The 16,958-nt window shown below is 59.0% G+C and carries 17 protein-coding genes; 10 read left to right on the forward strand and 7 right to left on the reverse strand.

The features are described from left to right. The first annotated feature begins 10 nt into the window (after positions 1–10). From DHN55_RS00445 to DHN55_RS00470, 6 genes are all read left to right on the forward strand, one after another. On the forward strand, positions 11–739 hold the full coding sequence (locus DHN55_RS00445; protein WP_108879459.1) for an SDR family oxidoreductase: 729 nt from the start codon (positions 11–13) through the stop codon (positions 737–739). Continuing rightward, the gene (locus tag DHN55_RS00450) at positions 736–1,470 is read left to right on the forward strand and encodes an SDR family oxidoreductase (RefSeq protein ID WP_108879460.1); all 735 of its coding nucleotides are present in this window, start codon (positions 736–738) and stop codon (positions 1,468–1,470) included. The genes DHN55_RS00445 and DHN55_RS00450 overlap by 4 nt, the downstream gene beginning before the upstream one ends. Positions 1,471–1,566: 96 nt before the next feature. Then, on the forward strand, positions 1,567–2,757 hold the full coding sequence (locus DHN55_RS00455; protein ID WP_108879461.1) for a CoA transferase: 1,191 nt from the start codon (positions 1,567–1,569) through the stop codon (positions 2,755–2,757). Positions 2,758–2,906: 149 nt separating this feature from the next. After that, a complete protein-coding gene (locus DHN55_RS00460; RefSeq protein ID WP_108879462.1) occupies positions 2,907–3,839 on the forward strand; it encodes an arginine deiminase family protein in 933 nt (310 codons plus the stop codon). A 104-nt stretch (positions 3,840–3,943) separates the two neighbouring features. After that, positions 3,944–4,297: a MerR family transcriptional regulator gene (locus DHN55_RS00465; protein ID WP_108879463.1), complete on the forward strand. Its 354-nt coding sequence runs from the start codon at positions 3,944–3,946 to the stop codon at positions 4,295–4,297. A 1-nt stretch (position 4,298) separates the two neighbouring features. Next, the gene (locus tag DHN55_RS00470; protein ID WP_108879464.1) at positions 4,299–4,898 is read left to right on the forward strand and encodes a short chain dehydrogenase; all 600 of its coding nucleotides are present in this window, start codon (positions 4,299–4,301) and stop codon (positions 4,896–4,898) included. A gap of 37 nt (positions 4,899–4,935) precedes the next feature. On the opposite strand, the gene DHN55_RS00475 is transcribed toward DHN55_RS00470, so the two are convergent. Then, positions 4,936–5,391, reverse strand: a complete 456-nt coding sequence (locus DHN55_RS00475) for a VOC family protein (protein ID WP_108881618.1) — start codon at positions 5,389–5,391, stop codon at positions 4,936–4,938. Positions 5,392–5,483: 92 nt separating this feature from the next. After that, the gene (locus tag DHN55_RS00480; protein WP_108879465.1) at positions 5,484–6,014 is read right to left on the reverse strand and encodes an AsnC family transcriptional regulator; all 531 of its coding nucleotides are present in this window, start codon (positions 6,012–6,014) and stop codon (positions 5,484–5,486) included. An 86-nt stretch (positions 6,015–6,100) separates the two neighbouring features. On the opposite strand from DHN55_RS00480, the gene DHN55_RS00485 reads away from it, so the two are divergent. Next, positions 6,101–6,484: a Rid family hydrolase gene (locus tag DHN55_RS00485; RefSeq protein WP_108879466.1), complete on the forward strand. Its 384-nt coding sequence runs from the start codon at positions 6,101–6,103 to the stop codon at positions 6,482–6,484. A 27-nt stretch (positions 6,485–6,511) separates the two neighbouring features. Here DHN55_RS00485 and DHN55_RS00490 read toward each other — a convergent pair whose 3' ends face one another. Further along, the gene (locus DHN55_RS00490; protein WP_337659750.1) at positions 6,512–7,321 is read right to left on the reverse strand and encodes a helix-turn-helix domain-containing protein; all 810 of its coding nucleotides are present in this window, start codon (positions 7,319–7,321) and stop codon (positions 6,512–6,514) included. Positions 7,322–7,507: 186 nt separating this feature from the next. On the opposite strand from DHN55_RS00490, the gene DHN55_RS00495 reads away from it, so the two are divergent. Next, on the forward strand, positions 7,508–9,511 hold the full coding sequence (locus DHN55_RS00495) for a CocE/NonD family hydrolase (RefSeq protein WP_108879468.1): 2,004 nt from the start codon (positions 7,508–7,510) through the stop codon (positions 9,509–9,511). Positions 9,512–9,567: 56 nt separating this feature from the next. Beyond that, on the forward strand, positions 9,568–11,166 hold the full coding sequence (locus tag DHN55_RS00500) for an ABC transporter substrate-binding protein (protein ID WP_108879469.1): 1,599 nt from the start codon (positions 9,568–9,570) through the stop codon (positions 11,164–11,166). Positions 11,167–11,236: 70 nt separating this feature from the next. Here the strand turns inward: DHN55_RS00500 and DHN55_RS00505 are convergent, their stop codons facing one another. Both DHN55_RS00505 and DHN55_RS00510 read right to left on the reverse strand, forming a co-directional pair. Then, the gene (locus tag DHN55_RS00505; protein ID WP_108879470.1) at positions 11,237–11,677 is read right to left on the reverse strand and encodes a hypothetical protein; all 441 of its coding nucleotides are present in this window, start codon (positions 11,675–11,677) and stop codon (positions 11,237–11,239) included. A 20-nt stretch (positions 11,678–11,697) separates the two neighbouring features. Next, entirely contained in the window at positions 11,698–12,066 is a 369-nt protein-coding gene (locus DHN55_RS00510; RefSeq protein ID WP_108879471.1) for an antibiotic biosynthesis monooxygenase, read from the reverse strand. Between the two features lie 89 nt (positions 12,067–12,155). Here DHN55_RS00510 and DHN55_RS00515 point away from each other — a divergent pair, with 89 nt between their 5' ends. Further along, positions 12,156–12,587 (forward strand): MarR family transcriptional regulator, encoded by a 432-nt coding sequence (locus tag DHN55_RS00515; protein WP_108879472.1) that lies wholly within the window; start codon positions 12,156–12,158, stop codon positions 12,585–12,587. Positions 12,588–12,607: 20 nt separating this feature from the next. Here DHN55_RS00515 and DHN55_RS00520 read toward each other — a convergent pair whose 3' ends face one another. Both DHN55_RS00520 and DHN55_RS00525 read right to left on the reverse strand, forming a co-directional pair. Further along, complete coding sequence (locus tag DHN55_RS00520; protein ID WP_108879473.1) at positions 12,608–15,721, reverse strand: efflux RND transporter permease subunit; 3,114 nt, start codon at positions 15,719–15,721, stop codon at positions 12,608–12,610. Further along, positions 15,718–16,842 (reverse strand): efflux RND transporter periplasmic adaptor subunit, encoded by a 1,125-nt coding sequence (locus tag DHN55_RS00525; protein ID WP_108879474.1) that lies wholly within the window; start codon positions 16,840–16,842, stop codon positions 15,718–15,720. The genes DHN55_RS00520 and DHN55_RS00525 overlap by 4 nt, the downstream gene beginning before the upstream one ends. Positions 16,843–16,958: the final 116 nt, after the last annotated feature.

Below are 16,958 nucleotides of genomic sequence, written 5' to 3' on the forward strand. Positions count from 1 at the left end.
GACAGCAGATATGGCAAGCCTGAAAGGCAGGAGAGCACTGGTTACAGGTGCCGCCGGCGGCATTGGACAGGCGATCGTCGCGCGCCTGAAAACCGAAGGGGTCATTGTTGCCGGCACCGACAGGCAGCCTTGCGCAACGGATTTCAGTTTCGACGGCGACCTGATGAAAGCAGAGTTTTGCGATGCCTTGCCCGGCAGGGCTTTTGAGGCGATGGGCGGTCTTGATATCGTGATCAACAATGCCGGCATCATAACCCGCGGCCCCGTTACGGCGGCAAGCGATGAAGACTACCAGCGCACAATGGCCATCAATGTCGAAGCCCCGTTTCGGCTGTGCCGGGCTGCAATTCCGATAATGACGGCTGCCGGCGGTGGCGCGATTGTCAACACATCCTCGTGCTGGGGCGTGCATCCTGGCCCCAATCATCCATTGTATGTGATGTCCAAGGCAGCAGTCGCCTCGCTTACCCAGTGCCTCGGCATGGATCACGCACACCAGAACATTCGCGTCAATGCGGTATGCCCGAACGAAGTGAACACGCCGATGATCCGCACCGGCTTTACCCAACGCGGCCTCGATCCGGATACCGCAGTGAAACAACTGAATGCATCCGTGCCGCTGGGCCGTATCGCCGAACCGGAAGACATCGCCGATGTCGTAGTGTTTCTCGCGTCAGACCAGGCGCGTTACATTTGTGGGTCCCTGATCGAGGTCAATGGCGGGAAACAGGTCCAATGAGACGTTTCAGGGATAAGGTTGTCCTGGTCACCGGCGGTCGCAGCGGCATTGGCAAAGCCTGCGCACAGGCGTTTGCGGACGAAGGAGCCCGAGTGGTGACGGCGCAACGCGGCGAGGACAAAAGCTTCGACTGCATCAAGGCCGATTTTGCCGATGCGGATGCGCCTGAAACAGTAATCCAGACTGTCATCGCCCGGCACGGACGCCTGGATGTGCTGGTCAACAATGCGGGCCTGATGCGCGAGGGAACCGTAAGGGAAACATCGCTTGACGACTGGGCTGACACACTTCAGGTCAATCTGACCGCGCCCTTCCTGTGCATAAGGCATGCGCTTGCCCACCTGATCTCCAGCAAGGGGAACATCGTCAACATCGGGTCAATCGAAGGGCTGGGGTCCAATCCGCGCCATCCGGCCTATTGCGCTTCGAAAGCAGGCCTGCATGGCCTGACGCGGGCCGTCGCCGTTGATCACGGGCCGGACGGGGTGCGCTGCAACGCGGTGGCACCCGGGTGGATCGACACGGATCTGAACCTCGACTTCATCGACAGCCTGGGCGAACCGGACGAGTTTCGCGCAAAAATCGGAACCATCCATCCGGTCGGCAGGACCGGTGAACCGAAGGAGGTTGCAACCCTTGTGACCTGGCTGGCGTCGCCGGATGCAGGTTTCGTTACCGGCCAGGTGTGGACGGTGGACGGCGGCCGCATGAGCCAGTTGAGCCTGCCCTGACATACCTCAACGGGTTGTGATCTACGAACCCGGCGAACTTCGTGCTAAAGGTCGCGGCGTTCGCACATTCACTTTGAGTTCAACAGGGAGATCTCCATGGCCGGACCGCTGGACGGTGTTCGTATTCTGGACCTGAGCAACATGGTTTCCGGGCCGCTTGGTGGAATGATACTTGCCGACCAGGGGGCCGACGTTATCAAGGTCGAAAGCCCGTCAGGCGATGCCACGCGCGCCGTGGCCACCCGCAGGGGCGGGTTTTCCGCATCTTTCCTGAACAACAACCGCAACAAGCGATCCGTTGTCCTGGACCTGAAAAAGCCGAATGGCAAGGACGCCCTGAAACGGCTGATCTCAACCGCCGACGTGGTGCTGCAGAATTTCCGCCCCGGTGTCGTGGACCGTCTCGGCATCGGCTATGAAGATGCCAGGGCCCTGAAATCCGACATCATCTACGCTTCGATCAGCGGTTTCGGTGAAGACGGGCCTTATGCCCATAAACCGGTTTTTGATCCGCTGGTGCAATCGCTGTCGGGGCTGACCACCGTGCAGGCGGGTTCCGATGACGTGCGCCCTGCCCTGGTGCGCACCATTGTTCCCGACAAGCTCACCAGTTTTACCGTTGCACAAGCCATATGTGCAGCACTTTTTGCGCGCGAGCGCACCGGCACGGGCCAACACATCCAGCTCTCCATGCTGGACACCGTGGTGCATTTCCTGTGGTCTTCCGACATGGGGGGGCACACCTTTATCGGTGATGAGCTGGAGGCGGAGACTGCCCAGAGCTTTATCGACCTGATCTATGAAACGTCAGACGGCTACATTTCTGTCGCGGCGTTCCGGCGGGTCGACTGGGAAAAGCTGGCCGACGCCTGTGAGCGTCCGGACTGGAAAACCGATGAGCGCTTCCTCACGTCTGCCGGGCTGGAAGAGTTCAAGAACGAGCGACTGACCATGACACAGGACGCCCTCAAGCAGCGAACCAGCCAGGAATGGATTGACCGGCTGAACGAGTATGATGTGCCCCACGCCCCGGTCATGACGCGCAGTGAAATGATCCGGCATCCGCAGATCCAGGCCAACAAGCTTATTGTCGAACATCAGCACCCCGAGGCAGGACCGCTTCGGCAGACCAGGACACCGGCGCGTTTTGACGGCACGCCGGCTGAATACCGCATGGGCGGACCGCGGCTTGGCCAGCACACGTCGCAAGTGCTGGGCGAGGCCGGGTTCTCTGACGCGGAAATTGCATCATTGCTGGCAGACGGATCGGCAATTTCGGCCAAATAGAAGGCTTTTCCGGGACCAGACCAATCATCCCCGCTATGCGTATTGGGTAATTTTTGTCAATTATTCAACGCAAAAATTCACTTGTATGAGAATTTTTGTCACATCATGCTGCGCTCCATCCATGACACCCGACCTGAAGGAGCGCTGAAATGAGCAAAGACACCCACCCCTTGCGGGCCCGTGTTGAAGGTGGCGGCACACCGGAGATGTCGGATTGGTACCTGAAATCTGAAACCGGTGTATTGCGTGATGTTCTTCTTGGTCCGGCTGAAACCTTCCGCTGGCTGGGGCTGGAAAACGCCGCCTGGTCGTCGCTGGTTCGCGACACGCTGCGGCGCGGCCTGAGGTTCGACAAGCAGTTGGCCATGCGCCAGCACCGTGAAATGGTCGATGCTTACGAAAGTGCCGGGGTCACCTGCCACTTCCTGCCGGCCGATGAACAGACGCCTTACCAGATCTACGCCCGGGATTCGTCCTTCATGTCCCCTTATGGCGCCGTGATCTGCCAGCTGGCCAGTCCGCGCCGGCGCGGCGAATACGCGCCCGTGCTGCGCTTTTACCTGGAGAACAACATCCCGATCTACGACATGGTATCGGCGGGCAATTTCGAGGGCGGCGATTTCAACATCATCCGCCACGGCGTGGCCCTTGTCGGCTATACGGACCATCGCTCCGAAGAGGTTGCCGCAAACCAGGTGGCGAACTGGTTCAAGGCCGAGGGCTGGGAAATCAAATATGCGCCCATAGACCAGTTCTATGTCCACATCGACCTGATGGTGTGCATGCTCAACGACAACTGCGCGGCCGTCTGTCTCGACACGACACCGGATGACATCGTTGCCTGGCTGAAGGAAAAGAAAATCGAGATCATCCCCGCCACCTTCAAGGAAACCATGGCGCTGGGCTGCAATGTCGTGGCACTGGGTGGAGATAAAGTATTGTCCACCCTGGGCGCCAGCGACTTGAACGCGAAAATGCGCGCAGCAGGGTTCGAGGTCTACGATCCCGACATGACCATGTTCACCTGGGCCGGCGGCGGGGTTCACTGCATGTGCCAGCCGCTGCGCCGTGAAGCCGCCTGAACTGATTGCGCACCGGCAATTCGCAAAAACTGAAAAACAGTCCTTGACCTGGAGTTACTCCAGCTTGGTAGGTGTGCTGAAACTGCCGAGCAAGGAACAACAAGATGCGCATCGCGGAAGCTGCGCTCAGAAGTGGTCTGAGCGTGGAGACAATCAGGTATTACGAGAAATCCGGCATCCTGCCCGAGATTCACCGGGGACAGGACGGGCAGCGCCGCTTTTCGGCGGAGAACATCGACTGGCTCACCCTGCTGTTCTGGCTGCGCGAAACCGGCATGCCGATGAAGACCATGTACCGGTTTGCCAGCCTGTATCAGGCCGGCGATCACACCATTCCCGACCGCAAACAGGTTCTGCTGGCGCATGCGGAGCACCTGAAAAAACGAAGAGCTGATCTTGACCGTTGTGAAGAGATGCTCGCCTACAAGCTGGCAATCTACGAAGACCGGGAGGGATGAAATGAGAGTAATTGCAATCGGGGCGCAAGGCGATATCGGGCGTGCTGCATGTGCCGAACTGGCGGACCGGCACGAAGTCATCACAGCCGGACGCAGCAGCGGCGATATCCAGGTTGACATCACCGACAGGGCGTCCATCGATGAGATGTATCGGAAAACCGGCAAGGTTGATGCGGTTGTCGCAACCCTCGGCGACGTTCACTTCGGTGCCTTGTCAGACTTCACCGAAGACCAGTTCATGCTGGGCCTAACCAACAAGGTCATGGGGCAGATCAACGTCGTGCTGGGCGGTCTGAACACAGTCAGTGACGGCGGGTCGTTTACCCTGACCAGCGGCGTTCTGGACCGCGATCCGATCAGGCAGGGAACGGGTGCGGCCACTGCAAACGGGGCGCTGGGCGGTTTCGTCAAAGGAGCAGCCATCGAAATGCCAAGGGGTATGCGGATCAATGTCGTCAGCCCGGGCCTGCTGGACGTATCCGTTTCGCGCTATGGCAGCTTCTTTCCAGGCCATGAGCCGGTATCGTCGCGCCGGGTCGGCCTTGCCTATGCAAAGAGTGTCGAGGGGGCGCTGACCGGGCAGGTGATCATTGTGGAATGACAACGCCGGGCGCTTGATAAAGCCTCTGATGCCGTGATCATTTCTCGGCCAACAGTGACTTGTCCGCCGCCACGAACTCCACCGTATTGCCTTCCGGATCCTGGATGAAAATGCCCTGCCAGCCTATCCAGTCGAACACCTGCACCTTGTAGTCGATGGCATTGTCTTCAAGCCACTTTCTGATCGCCCCCTGCTCCTCATAGGCAACTGTCAGCGCCAGATGATGCAATGAGGACTTGGCTCCGGTCTCGGGCGCATCCGCTCCGCTGGGATGCAGATGCGGTCGGCCGGCGGTATTGTGAAACAGGGCCAGCACGGTCGTGTGACCGCCAAACCCGGCGCAGATCCTGAAGAACGCAATGCCCTGATCGCGGGTATCGCTCAGCACGTCGAGACCGACTATGTCCCGGTAGAACTCGAACATGGTGTCCATGTCGGAACAGCGGATGGCGATTTCACCAAGCTGCTGGATCTTGAATGGCGGGCACGGCATTTTTGCATCTCCTGCGTCAGACAACACGACGACTGGCATCCTGAGCGTAGTTGATCAAATTCGTCAGGCAAGACCTGCCGCCACTCCAGACATCACTCATCAGGCATCGAGAGATCCGGCCATTCATCAGTTACCGCCGCCTGCACCGGTCTTTCGAGAAACGTCGAAAGCGTAATATAGCTCCTGGTGGTGCGAACACCGGCGAGTTGATAAAGCTGCGACAACAGCAGCTCCAGGGCATGGGCATCTGCCGTGCGCACCTTTATGATCATGCCGCTGTCCCCGGCCACCGAGTGCATTTCCTCGACTTCGGGAAATTCGGCAATCTGCATCAGCCGCTTGCTCTTGCCCCAGCCTTCGAACTCCACGTGAACAAAGGTCAGCAGCGGCTTGCCGATGGCAGGCCCGTCCAGCCTGACGGTCGACTGCAGAATGACACCTGACTTTCGCAGCCGCTTGACCCGCTCGTGTACCGCGGGAGCGGAAAGCCCGACGATTTCACCCAACCTGGCGTAAGAGCAACCGGAATCGGCGACCAGCGCGCCTAATATTTTTCGGTCAAATGTATCCAGCCCTGCCGTTGATGAGGCCTTGTGCTGAACTGTATTCGTATTTTCAATCATTCGCCGATTCCCGATTTCATCCGACTTTTAATCAGCATATTGTCTGGTCAACCGAACCAAATCAATCAATTTGAAAGAAATGCACCATGAACATGCAACACATAAATGCGCCGGATGCCCATAACCTGAAGACAGGATATTCCCAGGCGGTGGCAGTTTCCCAAGCCAGCCGGAGCGTCTATGTAAGCGGACAGATACCGGTCCGGCCGGACGGAACCGTGCCGGAAAGTTTTACCGAACAGGCTGAACAGGCGTGGGCCAATGTCGAGGCGCAGCTCAAGGCGGCCGGCATGGATTTAAGCAATATCGCCAAGCACACCACGTTTCTCGCAGACCGGCGTTACCGGGCACAGAACTCGCAAGTGCGCCGCAAGGTGCTGGGAGACCTGGAGCCGGCCCTTACGGTTATCATCACCGGCATTTTCGACGAAGCCTGGCTGCTGGAGATAGAAGCCGTCGCCATTGAGTAACCTTCACGGCAGACCCGGCACTGCACTTCAATGATGCGGTTCCAGGTCATAGTGCAAAAGTTCGTTGGGAAACGGCCGGTCACCCAGAATGCGCAGTACCTTCGGGTCAATACGTCCACTGTCCACAGAGAACAACCCGGTCGAGTTCAGCGCGGTCCTGATGTCGATATTGCTACCGATATACTTCCAGACGCAGCGCGAAACGTAAGGATGGCGCTGCTTGCTGGACAGCCCGAATGTCACGCCGCGCAACAGGGTTACCTGACTGCGGGGAGATGGATACAGGACCGTTTCCACAATGGCGTCATCTGCAAGGCTCTGGTACTCCATGAGGAAAATCCGGTTCCCCAGCAGGGATACCTGCCCGTCATACTTGGACAGGTAAAGAGCGCCCTCTTCCGGGTCATGAGTGCGCTCGATGGTCTTTGAGCAGACCAGGCCATCACGCTCATAAAGGTGGGTGATGGCCCGCAGCACATACCCGTCCCAACTGAATGAATGGCAGTGCGTAATGTAGTATCCGAGATAGCGGCTGAGCGCCTTGCGGTCACCGGGAAACGCCCGCCGGAACAACTGATCTGATACCGGGCCGCTGTCGCGGCTGACCTTGCCCGCACGATATTCCATGCGGTCTGCAAATTCATCTGCCGGCAGGAACAGGTCAGCCGGGCGGATGGAGAAATGATCACAAATCTGGTTCAGGTTGTAGGCGGAAGGTTGCGATGCACCGGACAGATACTTGCTGAATTGCTGCCGATTGATGCCGATTGCGCGGCATACCTGAGATATGGATTTCTCGAAACTGCACAGCAATTTCAGATTCTGGGCAATATCCATGCTGATCCGACCCATCGACTATTTACAATTTGACTGGAAGGCTAGCGCACACTCGTCTAAATCTTAAGCGAATTATTGCGCCAGTAGCATAAAAACGCGTCAGGTAGTGTGAAGCCGCGAAATTGCGCCAGTTCCTCTCTTGCCCCGATCATCAGGCTGTCTGATCGATCGGCAGAGGCGCTTTACATGGATGTCCGCAATTACGGCTACACGATTATAGAGAACGAATGGATCGCCATGCCTGACGGCTGCCGTCTTGCCGCACGCATCTGGATACCCGACGAGTGCCACAGCCAGCCGGTTCCCGCCATTCTGGAGTATCTGCCCTATCGCAAACGCGGCGGCACCGGCGCCCGCGACAACATCACCTTCGATCATTTCGCCCGCGCCGGCTATGCCGGCATCCGGGTGGACATTCGCGGCAATGGCGAGTCCGACGGCCTGATGGAGGACGAATATACCGTCCGGGAGCTGGATGACGGCAAACACCTCATCGCCTGGATTGCCGGACAGGACTGGTGCGACGGCAATGTCGGCATGATCGGCCATTCATGGGGAGGTTTCAACGGCCTGCAAGTCGCTGCACTGCAACCACCGGCGCTGAAGGCGGTCATCACATCATGCTCGACCGATGACCGCTACAACGATGACATTCACTATATGGGCGGATGCCTGAACAACGACAACACGACCTGGTCACAGCAGATGCTGGCCTATTCATCCCGCCCGCCTGACCCGGCCATTGTCGGAGATGATTGGCGCAGCAAGTGGCTGCAGCGGCTGGATAACATGCCGATGCTGGCCGCCAACTGGCTGCGCCATCAACGCCGTGACGAGTTCTGGAAACACGGTTCGGTCTGCGAGGATTACTCTGACATCAAGGCCGCCGTGCTGGCGGTGGGTGGCTGGCACGACTGCTACACCAACGCCATCCCCCGCCTGCTGGCAGGGCTTACGTCACCTGCAAAGGGGATCATCGGCCCGTGGGAGCACGCCTATCCGCACCTGGCACGGGTAACGCCGGGCTTCGACTTTCTCGACGAGGCGGTTCGCTGGTGGGACTTCTGGCTAAAGGGCGTCGACAATGGCGCAGACCGGGACCCGGCCTTGCGTGCCTATCTCCTGGAAGCGGCCGCACCGTCGGTGAAGAACGGGTTCCGGCACGGCCACTGGATCAAGGAAGAGGTCTGGCCCGCCCCGTCCATAAGGCCGGTTGAGTTGCATCCGACAGAAAACGGCGGTCTTGACGCCAATCCGGGTGACGACAGCGAGGTCACCATCTCGACACCGCAGGATACCGGCCTAGCATTCGGCAATTTCTGCCCCGGCATGCGGGTCGATGACGAACTGCCGGGCGACCAGCGCGATGACGATGCGAAATCGGTGCTGTTCGAGACGGCACCGCTTGATGAGCCTTTGGCCATTCTGGGGTTTCCGGAACTGGAACTTGAGGTTGCCTGCGACAGACCGGTCGGGTTTGTCGCGGCGCGCCTGTGCGATGTTGCGCCGGATGGCGCCAGCACGCGGGTGTCGCACAATCCACTCAACCTCACGCACCGAAACTCCCATGAGACGCCCGAGCCCCTGCAACCCGGCAAGTTCTACAAGGTGAAGTTCCGACTGTGTGCCGCAGGTTATGTCTTCCCCAAAGGACACCGCATCCGGCTTGCGTTGTCATCGACGTACTGGCCGGCACTGTGGCCGGCACCCGAAACAGCGACGCTGACCTTGCGCTTTGCCGGCAGCGGTTTGACTCTGCCGGTCAGGCAATCATCTGCCAGCGAGATCACCATGCAGCAGACACCGGCACTGCCTGACAACGGATTCACAATCCTGCGGCCTGCCGGCAATGAGCGGGTGTGGGAGCGTGATGACCAGACCGGTGAGGTTTTCATGGAGATCCGTGACGATCTCGGCCGCCAGCTTGATGATGGCAATGGCCTGCAAAGCGACAGCCAGGCCCGGCATTCCTACTGGATCAGGCCCGACGACCCGCTTTCCGCGCGCACGGAAGGCGCCTGGACGTTCGAATTCCAGCGCGGAGACTGGCAGGTGCGCACCGAGACGCTGACGCGCATGACCAGCACCGCTGCCAGCTTCCGGCTGAAAGGGTACTTACGGGCATTTGAGGGCGACCAGCTGCTGTTTGAGAAGAAATGGGATGAAGAGATCCCCAGAGACCACGGATGAGCAACCGGGCAGCGACTGCACGACGGAAATTACGGATAAACCAAAGGGAGAAAACCATGACATTCGATAATGAACGGCACGCACAATGGCTGATCGGCCAGATGCAGAAAGGCCGCCTCTCGCGGCGGGAGTTTCTCGGCAAGGCCGGCGCACTGGGCATTGCGGCCACACTTGGAACAAGCATGATCGAAAGCGCCCTTGCGGCTACACCGAAGAAGGGGGGCCATATGCGGCTTGCCATGGGGCACGGTGCCACCACCGACACCCAGGACCCTGCCGTCATTGAAAATGGGCTGCAGTGGGTCGTGGCCTATGCCGTGGCCAACACCCTGACCGAGCTGGCACCCAATGGTGACCTGCTGCCTGCACTGGCAACCGAATGGTCGGCAAGCCCGGATGCCAAGGTCTGGACATTCAAACTGCGCAAGGGCGTGGAATTCCATAACGGCAAGACCATGACTGCCGATGACGTGATTGCCTCCATGAACCATCATCGCGGCAAGGACACCAAATCCGTCGGCAAGCCCATTCTTGCGCCGGTTACCGATATCCGCGCCGACGGGCCGGATACGGTTGTGTTCGAGCTTTCCGGCGGAAATGCCGACTTCCCGTTCAGCTTCAACGAGGCAACGTTCGGCATCTACCCGGCCAAGGATGGTAAGATCGACTGGCAGGCCGGCGGATCGGGCGGCTACATCATCAAGAACAATGATCCCGGTGTCAGGGTCGATTTCGAGCGCAACCCGAACTACTGGAAGGACGGCGCGGCCCATGCAGACAGTGTCGAGCTGCTGTCCATCATCGATTCCACGGCGAGAAACAATGCGCTGCTCACCGGCGCAGTTGACGCCATCGATCAGGTCGATCTGAAAACGGTCGCCCTGATGTCGCGCAACCCGGCCATCGTCGTGGAGGAAGGCGTCGGACCACTGCACTATGTCATGCCCATGCAGATAGACGTGGCGCCGTTTGACAACCTGCACCTGCGCAAGGCGCTGAAACATGCCATCGACCGGGAGGAAATGGTCAAGAAAGTACTCAACGGCCACGGCAGGGTCGGCAACGACAACCCGATTGGACCATCATACCGGTATTTTGCCGCGGACCTCGAGCAGACCACCTACGACCCGGACAAGGCCAAATTCCACATGCAGAAGTCGGGCCTGGGAGACATAACTCTCGACCTGAGTGCCTCTGATGCCGCGTTCTCGGGCGCGCTTGACGCCGCCCAGCTGTTTTCGGCGTCTGCCAAGAACACCGGCATAAACATCAATGTGGTTCGTGAACCCAATGACGGTTACTGGTCAAACGTGTGGCTGAAGAAACCATGGTGCACCAGTTACTGGGGCGGCTATGCAACCGAGGACACCATGTTCACGACCGGTTACGCACCGGATGCTGCGTGGAACGAGACGCGCTGGAAGGATGAAAAGTTCAACTCCCTGCTGGTGTCTGCCAGGGCCGAACTGGACTCCGAAAAGCGCAAGACCATGTACCACGACATGCAGAGGATGCTGCGCGACGACGGAGGTGTCATCGTGCCGATGTTCGCCAACGGTGTATCTGCCCGCAACAAGAAGATTGCCCACGGCGATATTTCCTGGGGCCGCGCCTTTGACGGCCGCCGGATCATGGAACGCTGGTGGATGGTCTAGACCCTGCAGGCTTCTCCGATCTGTCTCTCCCGGCTGCACGCCGGGAGAGGTGTCGGCAAGCGCCCTGCCCCTATTGCCGGCGCAGTCGTCCGGTCATTTTCAGGCCATCGCGGATGTTGAGCCCCATCAGTCTCAGGTTCAGCCCGCCTGCGACCAGTTCCAGCGCCTGCACGAGATAAAACGGCGTGTCGAAGCTGCCTGCTGCAGCCTTCGACTGGAGATAGAAGGCGGCCGGCAAAAGGATCAGCAATCCGTTCAGGGCGATAACCGGCATTCGCTTTTTCTTGGCCACGGCAGGAACGTCGCGACGCCGCTTGCCCATGACCATGCCGGACGCGCCGACAATCATCATGGCGGGGATCAGTACCCACATGCCGTTGAGAATCATGGTTTTCACCGCGATGACCATCTCCTGGGAACCGAACAGTTCACTGACCGCCGTCGACGTCCAGAAGGTGGCAATGGCAAGAAACCCGATCAGGCCGGCAGCAGCGTGTAATTTGCGTTTCATTGAACTGGCCCTTCCATTGATCAGGCGGTGCAGTGATTTTCAACGGCCAGCTTCCTGAACAGGTGCGGCCTGGCAACGGCACTGTCTGGATAATCAGCCAGGCGTTTCAGGAACTCCGGGTCGGTGAAGGCGGCACGGAAGCTCGCAACGTCCTGCCAGATGGCGTGATTCATAAATGTGGAACTGCCCGCGATCCCAGCGTGCAGCTGCGTTGAAATGTAGCCCGGCCGGGCCTTCATGAAGTCCGCGTCGTGTGCCCAGGCTTTGAGAAGCGCAGCTTCGTCTGCCGGATCAACCGTGAACAGGTTGATCAGGACAATTGGCCCGTCTTCGGATTTCATCTGGTCTGCGAGAGTTACAACTGTATCGAGTTCTTCAATTTTCAGCATTGCCGGTTCCTTTCGGTACGTGTTCAATTATATACATAGCATGCTATGTACTATTGCATAGCATGCTATGCAAGTGTTAATTCACAGCCATGGCCTTTGAAAAAGAAAACTCTGCCGGATACCTGACCAACCACATGGCACGTCTGTTTGCGAAAGGCCTGCAGCAACGCATCGCGCCTTTGGGCATCGTCACCGGGCAGTTTCCGATCCTGCTGGAATTGTGGGAAACCGACGGCCCTACGCAAAGTGAATTGCTGGCAAAGCTCGATATCGAACAGGCAACACTGGCCAACACGCTGACACGCATGGAGCGCAACGGGTTGATCAAACGAACCCGGCATCCGGTTGATGCGCGTTCGCAACAGATCTGGCTGACCCCAAAGGCCAGGGACATTCGCGAAAAAGCGCACCAGGCGGCCGTGGAGCAGAACGCCCAATCAATGTCCGGCCTGTCCGACGAGGAACAGCTTGAATTTCTTGATTACATGCGCCGGGTTATCGGCGCCATGCGCCCCGACTAAAATCAGCTGGCGACAAACAGTTACTCGCCGGGTTGCGGCACTGCTTCACCGGGCTTGGCGGCGTCAAGCTCCTCGGCCAGCCGTTTTTCTACAAATCCGCGCGGCCGGGTAAACCTGGCCAGCAGGTCATACAGAACCGGCGTCAGGAACAGGGTCAGAACACCGGCACACAGCAGCCCACCGATCACCACGGTACCGATTGCAATTCGGCTTTCGGCGCCGGCACCAGACGCCAGCACCAGAGGCACTGCGCCCAGGACGGTCGATATCACCGTCATGACGATCGGGCGCAGGCGCAGCACCGATGCCTCTACAACCGCCTCGCGTACGGCCATTCCGTCATCGCGCAACTGGTTGGCGAACTCGACGATCAGGATGCCGTTCTTGGCCATCAGCCCAATCAGCAGGATGATGCCGATCTGCGAGTAGATATTGAGGCTCAGGCCTGCCCCCCACAGGGCATACAGCGCCCCGGCCACCGCCAATGGCACCGACAGCATGATGATGAACGGGTGCACGAAGCTCTCAAACTGGCCGGCGAGAACCAGGAATACGATCAGGATGGCCAGCGCGAAGGTTATCGCGACGCCCGACGATGTTTCCAGATATTGCTGAGACTGGCCCGAAAAACTCAGACTGGCTTCCGGCGGCAGCGTCTTGGCGGCCTCCTCGCGGATGAAATCAATGGCATTGCCAAGCGCGTAACCTTCGTTCAGGGCCGCTGACAGGGTGATCGACGGCAACCGGTTGTAACGTCTCAGGGCGGGCGCCTCGGAGGTTTCCACCAGCTTGACGACAGACGAAAGCGGCACAACGGACTGGCCGTCATCGGTGCGGATGAACAGTTTCGAGATATCATCAGGCGACTGCCGGTCACGATCTTCAGCCTGCACGATCACCGGATATTCGCGGCCCCGGTCGATGTAACTGGTGATCTCGCGCGAGGCCAGCATGGTCTGCAGGGTGGAGGCGATGGTGCGCACCGAAATGCCCAGATCATCGGCGCGCTTTCTGTCCACGGTCAACCGGAACTGCGGCTGGTTCTGCTCGAAATCTATATCCACATTGGCAAGGCCGGGATTGTCGCGTGCCTTCTGCTTCAGCTCTTCTGCCCAGACCTTCACGCTTTCATAGTCAGGCCCGCCAATGACTGCCCGCAACGGGGTGGAACTGCCACGCAAACCCAGGCCGGACGGCATTACCGGAAAGCCGCGCGCGCCGGTGATGCCGGCGACCATCGGGATAATCGAGCGGCGGGCTTCAACCACCGAGATATCGCGTTCATCCCACGGCTCGAACCGGACCACCATGAACGAGCGGTATGGCCTGCTCCTGAAGCCGGTGAACGAGTAGATGATCTTGATGTCGAGCTTGTCCTTGACCTTGACGAGCTGGTCTTCCAGTTTTTTGACCTGCGCATCGGTGAAAGCCAGGGTGGAGCCCTGCGGTGCGGTCATGGGAACAAATATGAGGCTTCTGTCTTCGGTCGGCGTCAGTTCGCGCTGGGTATTCTGCATCGCGATATAGCTGGCCCCGGAAAACGCCAGGCACGCCGCAATGACAATAACCGGCGCGTTGATGGATGCCGTGACCGCCTTGCGATACCAGCGGTAGACAAAGCCTTCCGGCTGCTTCAGTTCATCGGCGGTCACACCCTCGCGCGCCTTCAGGATTTTTGACGCCAGAGCCGGACATGCACTCAGCGCCACGAAGGTCGATATGATGACCGCACTTGCCAGCACGAAGCCGAATTCGGTGAACAGTTTTCCCGCGGCTCCCTGCAGGAATGAAATGGGAATGAAAACGGCGATCAGCGTCACCGAGGTTGCCAGAATGGCAAATGTCACCTGGCGCGACCCATGCACGGCAGCCTGCAGTTTTGTCTCGCCTTTGGCCAGACGGCGTTCAATGTTTTCCAGCATGACGATGGCGTCATCGACCACCAGCCCGATGGCCAGCAGCAAGGCCAGCAATGTCAGCACATTGAGCGAAAATCCGAGCAGGTAAATCAGGAAGAAACAGCCGACAAGCGACACCGGGATGGTTATGGCCGGGATCAGGGTGGCGCGCACCGAGCGCAGGAACAGCAGGATCACCAGTACCACCAGCACCAGCGAGAGACCCAGCGCGATCAGCACTTCCTTGATCGAGGCACTGACGAAAACCGCATCATCGGAACCGACAAAAATCTGCATGCCTTCGGGCAGTTGGGTATTCAACACGGCGAGTTGCTTGCGCACTGCATTTGAAATCGCAATGGTGTTGGATTGCGACTGGCGCAGAACCGCGATGCCGATGGCATTCAGGCCGTTGGAGCGCACAATGGTACTGTCGTCCTCGACGCCTCTTTCAACGCGTGCAACCGTACCCAGCCTGATCGGCACGCCGCCTGCTTCCGTGACCACGATGTCGCGGAACTGCTGTGGATCGGTCAGCCGTGAATCCAGGCGTACGGTGAACAGTCGCGTGGTCGATTCAATCTCGCCCGCCGGCAGTTCCACATTGTTCTGGCGCAGCGCGTCCTCGACATCCGCCACCGTGAGATTGCGCGCCGCCAGGGCACGCCGGTCCAGCCAGATGCGAATGGCGGCACGGCGCTGGCCGTAAATGCGGACGTCTGCCACTCCATCAATGGTGGTGATGCGATCCTTGATGAAGCGCTCCAGATAGTCGGTTACCTGTTCCGGGCTCTGCCGGTCGGAATATACCGCAAGGCGCATGACCGGATCGGCATCGGAATCGCTTTTGACCACCTGCGGCTCGTCAACTTCATCCGGCAGTTGACCCCGCACCCTGCCGACCGCATCGCGCACATCATTGGCCGCCTGGTCAATGTCACGGCCCAGCTCAAACTCAATAGTGGTCCTTGAGCGCCCTCTCTGACTGGTCGAGGTGATGGTCTTGACCCCGGAAATCCCCGCTACGGCGCTGTCGATGATTTCGGTAATATCAGTATCCACGACTTCCGGCGCAGCACCTACGTAGGTGGTGGTAACCGACACGATGGAGGAGTCGACATCCGGCAGTTCACGCACCGAAATGGCGTTGAGCGATGCCAGTCCGGCCACGATGATCAGCAGCGATACAACCGCAGCCAGAACAGGCCGGCGGATGGACAGCTCCGATAATGTCATTGGGTACTGCCCCCGGTCTCGGCATTCACAACCTTGACGGCAGAGCCGGGACGCACTTTGGAGGTGCCGTGGGTTACCACTTCATCGCCTTCGGCAAGCCCGGTCACAATCTGGACGAACCCTGGTTCACGCGCGCCGATCGTGACTGTTTGCTTCCTGGCTTTGCCATCGGCGATCACGAACACATGCGTGTTTGGACCTTCCACGGTTATGGCTGCCTCCGGCACCATCACCATGGCCTGGCTGTCCAGTTCAAGCGTCAGTTGCATGAACATGCCGGATGGCAACGCACCATCGGAATTGTCGATTTCAGCCCGCACCCTGAACGACCGGTTGATCGGATCGACCGTCGTGTCGACCTGGGTGATTTTCGCATCAAACACCCGGTCGGGATAAGCAGCAGTTGTCGCCTTGGCGTGCAGTCCGACCCTGGCAATGGCGAAATACTCTTCCGGCACGGCAAACTCCAGCAACACCGAAGACAGGTCATCCAGCCGGGTCAGCACCGTATCCTTGGTAACCCGCGCACCGGCATCCACCGTATGAAAACTCGGCGTGCCGCCGAACGGAGCCAGAATGGTGCGATCCGCCAGCCGGGACCTCGCCCTATCGACCTGAGCTGACGCTGCCGACATTGCCGCCTGCAGTTCATCAACCGACGCACGCGCGGTAATACGCGACTGGCTCAGCTTGTCGCCACGTTTCAGGGCCAGATTAGCCTTGAGGAATTCCGCCTCGGCCTGCGCCAGATCAGCCTTCTCTATGGCATCGTCGAGGGTAAACAGCACCGCACCCTTTGCAACCCGGCTGCCGGGGTTGTAGCGAATCTCGGTAATGGTGCCGTCCGCCTTTGACTTGATGTCGACATAGCGCACCGCCCGGGTGTTTCCGACCGCTTCCACGGTGCGGGCAAGAGTGCGCACTTCTGCCTTTGTTGTTTCAACGGACGTCTGCCGCCCGCCACGGCGGCTTCTGCCGGCAGCCGGCTTGCCGCCTGCCTGTTTGCCTGCCTCGGGCGAAGTTGCCGCAATACCGGCTTTCCACTGGCCGTAGCCCGCATAGCCGCCATAGGCGACAGCGCTCAGCACCATCAAGACCAGTATTTGCTTCACAATCGACATTATGCGCACAGCACTTTCGTTTTTGTTGTGACGTATTGGCAGCCGGGTTTCCGTTGTTCACCTGTCAAACTATGTCATATACGATATACGCTGAATCAAGGATGACGACCAGAAAC

It is taken from the genome of Anderseniella sp. Alg231-50, from assembly GCF_900149695.1.
In the GTDB taxonomy this organism is placed as follows: domain Bacteria; phylum Pseudomonadota; class Alphaproteobacteria; order Rhizobiales; family Aestuariivirgaceae; genus Anderseniella.

Bases quoted from the DNA above. Each gene is read 5' to 3' on its own strand.
- DHN55_RS00500 (WP_108879469.1), top strand. From the start codon at position 9,568: ATGACATTCGATAATGAACGGCACGCACAATGGCTGATCGGCCAGATG.
- DHN55_RS00445 (WP_108879459.1), top strand. From the start codon at position 11: ATGGCAAGCCTGAAAGGCAGGAGAGCACTGGTTACAGGTGCCGCCGGC.
- DHN55_RS00465 (WP_108879463.1), top strand. From the start codon at position 3,944: ATGCGCATCGCGGAAGCTGCGCTCAGAAGTGGTCTGAGCGTGGAGACA.
- DHN55_RS00495 (WP_108879468.1), top strand. From the start codon at position 7,508: ATGGATGTCCGCAATTACGGCTACACGATTATAGAGAACGAATGGATC.
- DHN55_RS00490 (WP_337659750.1), bottom strand. From the start codon at position 7,321: ATGGATATTGCCCAGAATCTGAAATTGCTGTGCAGTTTCGAGAAATCC.
- DHN55_RS00485 (WP_108879466.1), top strand. From the start codon at position 6,101: ATGAACATGCAACACATAAATGCGCCGGATGCCCATAACCTGAAGACA.
- DHN55_RS00505 (WP_108879470.1), bottom strand. From the start codon at position 11,677: ATGAAACGCAAATTACACGCTGCTGCCGGCCTGATCGGGTTTCTTGCC.
- DHN55_RS00520 (WP_108879473.1), bottom strand. From the start codon at position 15,721: ATGACATTATCGGAGCTGTCCATCCGCCGGCCTGTTCTGGCTGCGGTT.
- DHN55_RS00460 (WP_108879462.1), top strand. From the start codon at position 2,907: ATGAGCAAAGACACCCACCCCTTGCGGGCCCGTGTTGAAGGTGGCGGC.
- DHN55_RS00515 (WP_108879472.1), top strand. From the start codon at position 12,156: ATGGCCTTTGAAAAAGAAAACTCTGCCGGATACCTGACCAACCACATG.
- DHN55_RS00455 (WP_108879461.1), top strand. From the start codon at position 1,567: ATGGCCGGACCGCTGGACGGTGTTCGTATTCTGGACCTGAGCAACATG.
- DHN55_RS00470 (WP_108879464.1), top strand. From the start codon at position 4,299: ATGAGAGTAATTGCAATCGGGGCGCAAGGCGATATCGGGCGTGCTGCA.
- DHN55_RS00510 (WP_108879471.1), bottom strand. From the start codon at position 12,066: ATGCTGAAAATTGAAGAACTCGATACAGTTGTAACTCTCGCAGACCAG.
- DHN55_RS00450 (WP_108879460.1), top strand. From the start codon at position 736: ATGAGACGTTTCAGGGATAAGGTTGTCCTGGTCACCGGCGGTCGCAGC.
- DHN55_RS00475 (WP_108881618.1), bottom strand. From the start codon at position 5,391: ATGCCGTGCCCGCCATTCAAGATCCAGCAGCTTGGTGAAATCGCCATC.
- DHN55_RS00525 (WP_108879474.1), bottom strand. From the start codon at position 16,842: ATGTCGATTGTGAAGCAAATACTGGTCTTGATGGTGCTGAGCGCTGTC.
- DHN55_RS00480 (WP_108879465.1), bottom strand. From the start codon at position 6,014: ATGATTGAAAATACGAATACAGTTCAGCACAAGGCCTCATCAACGGCA.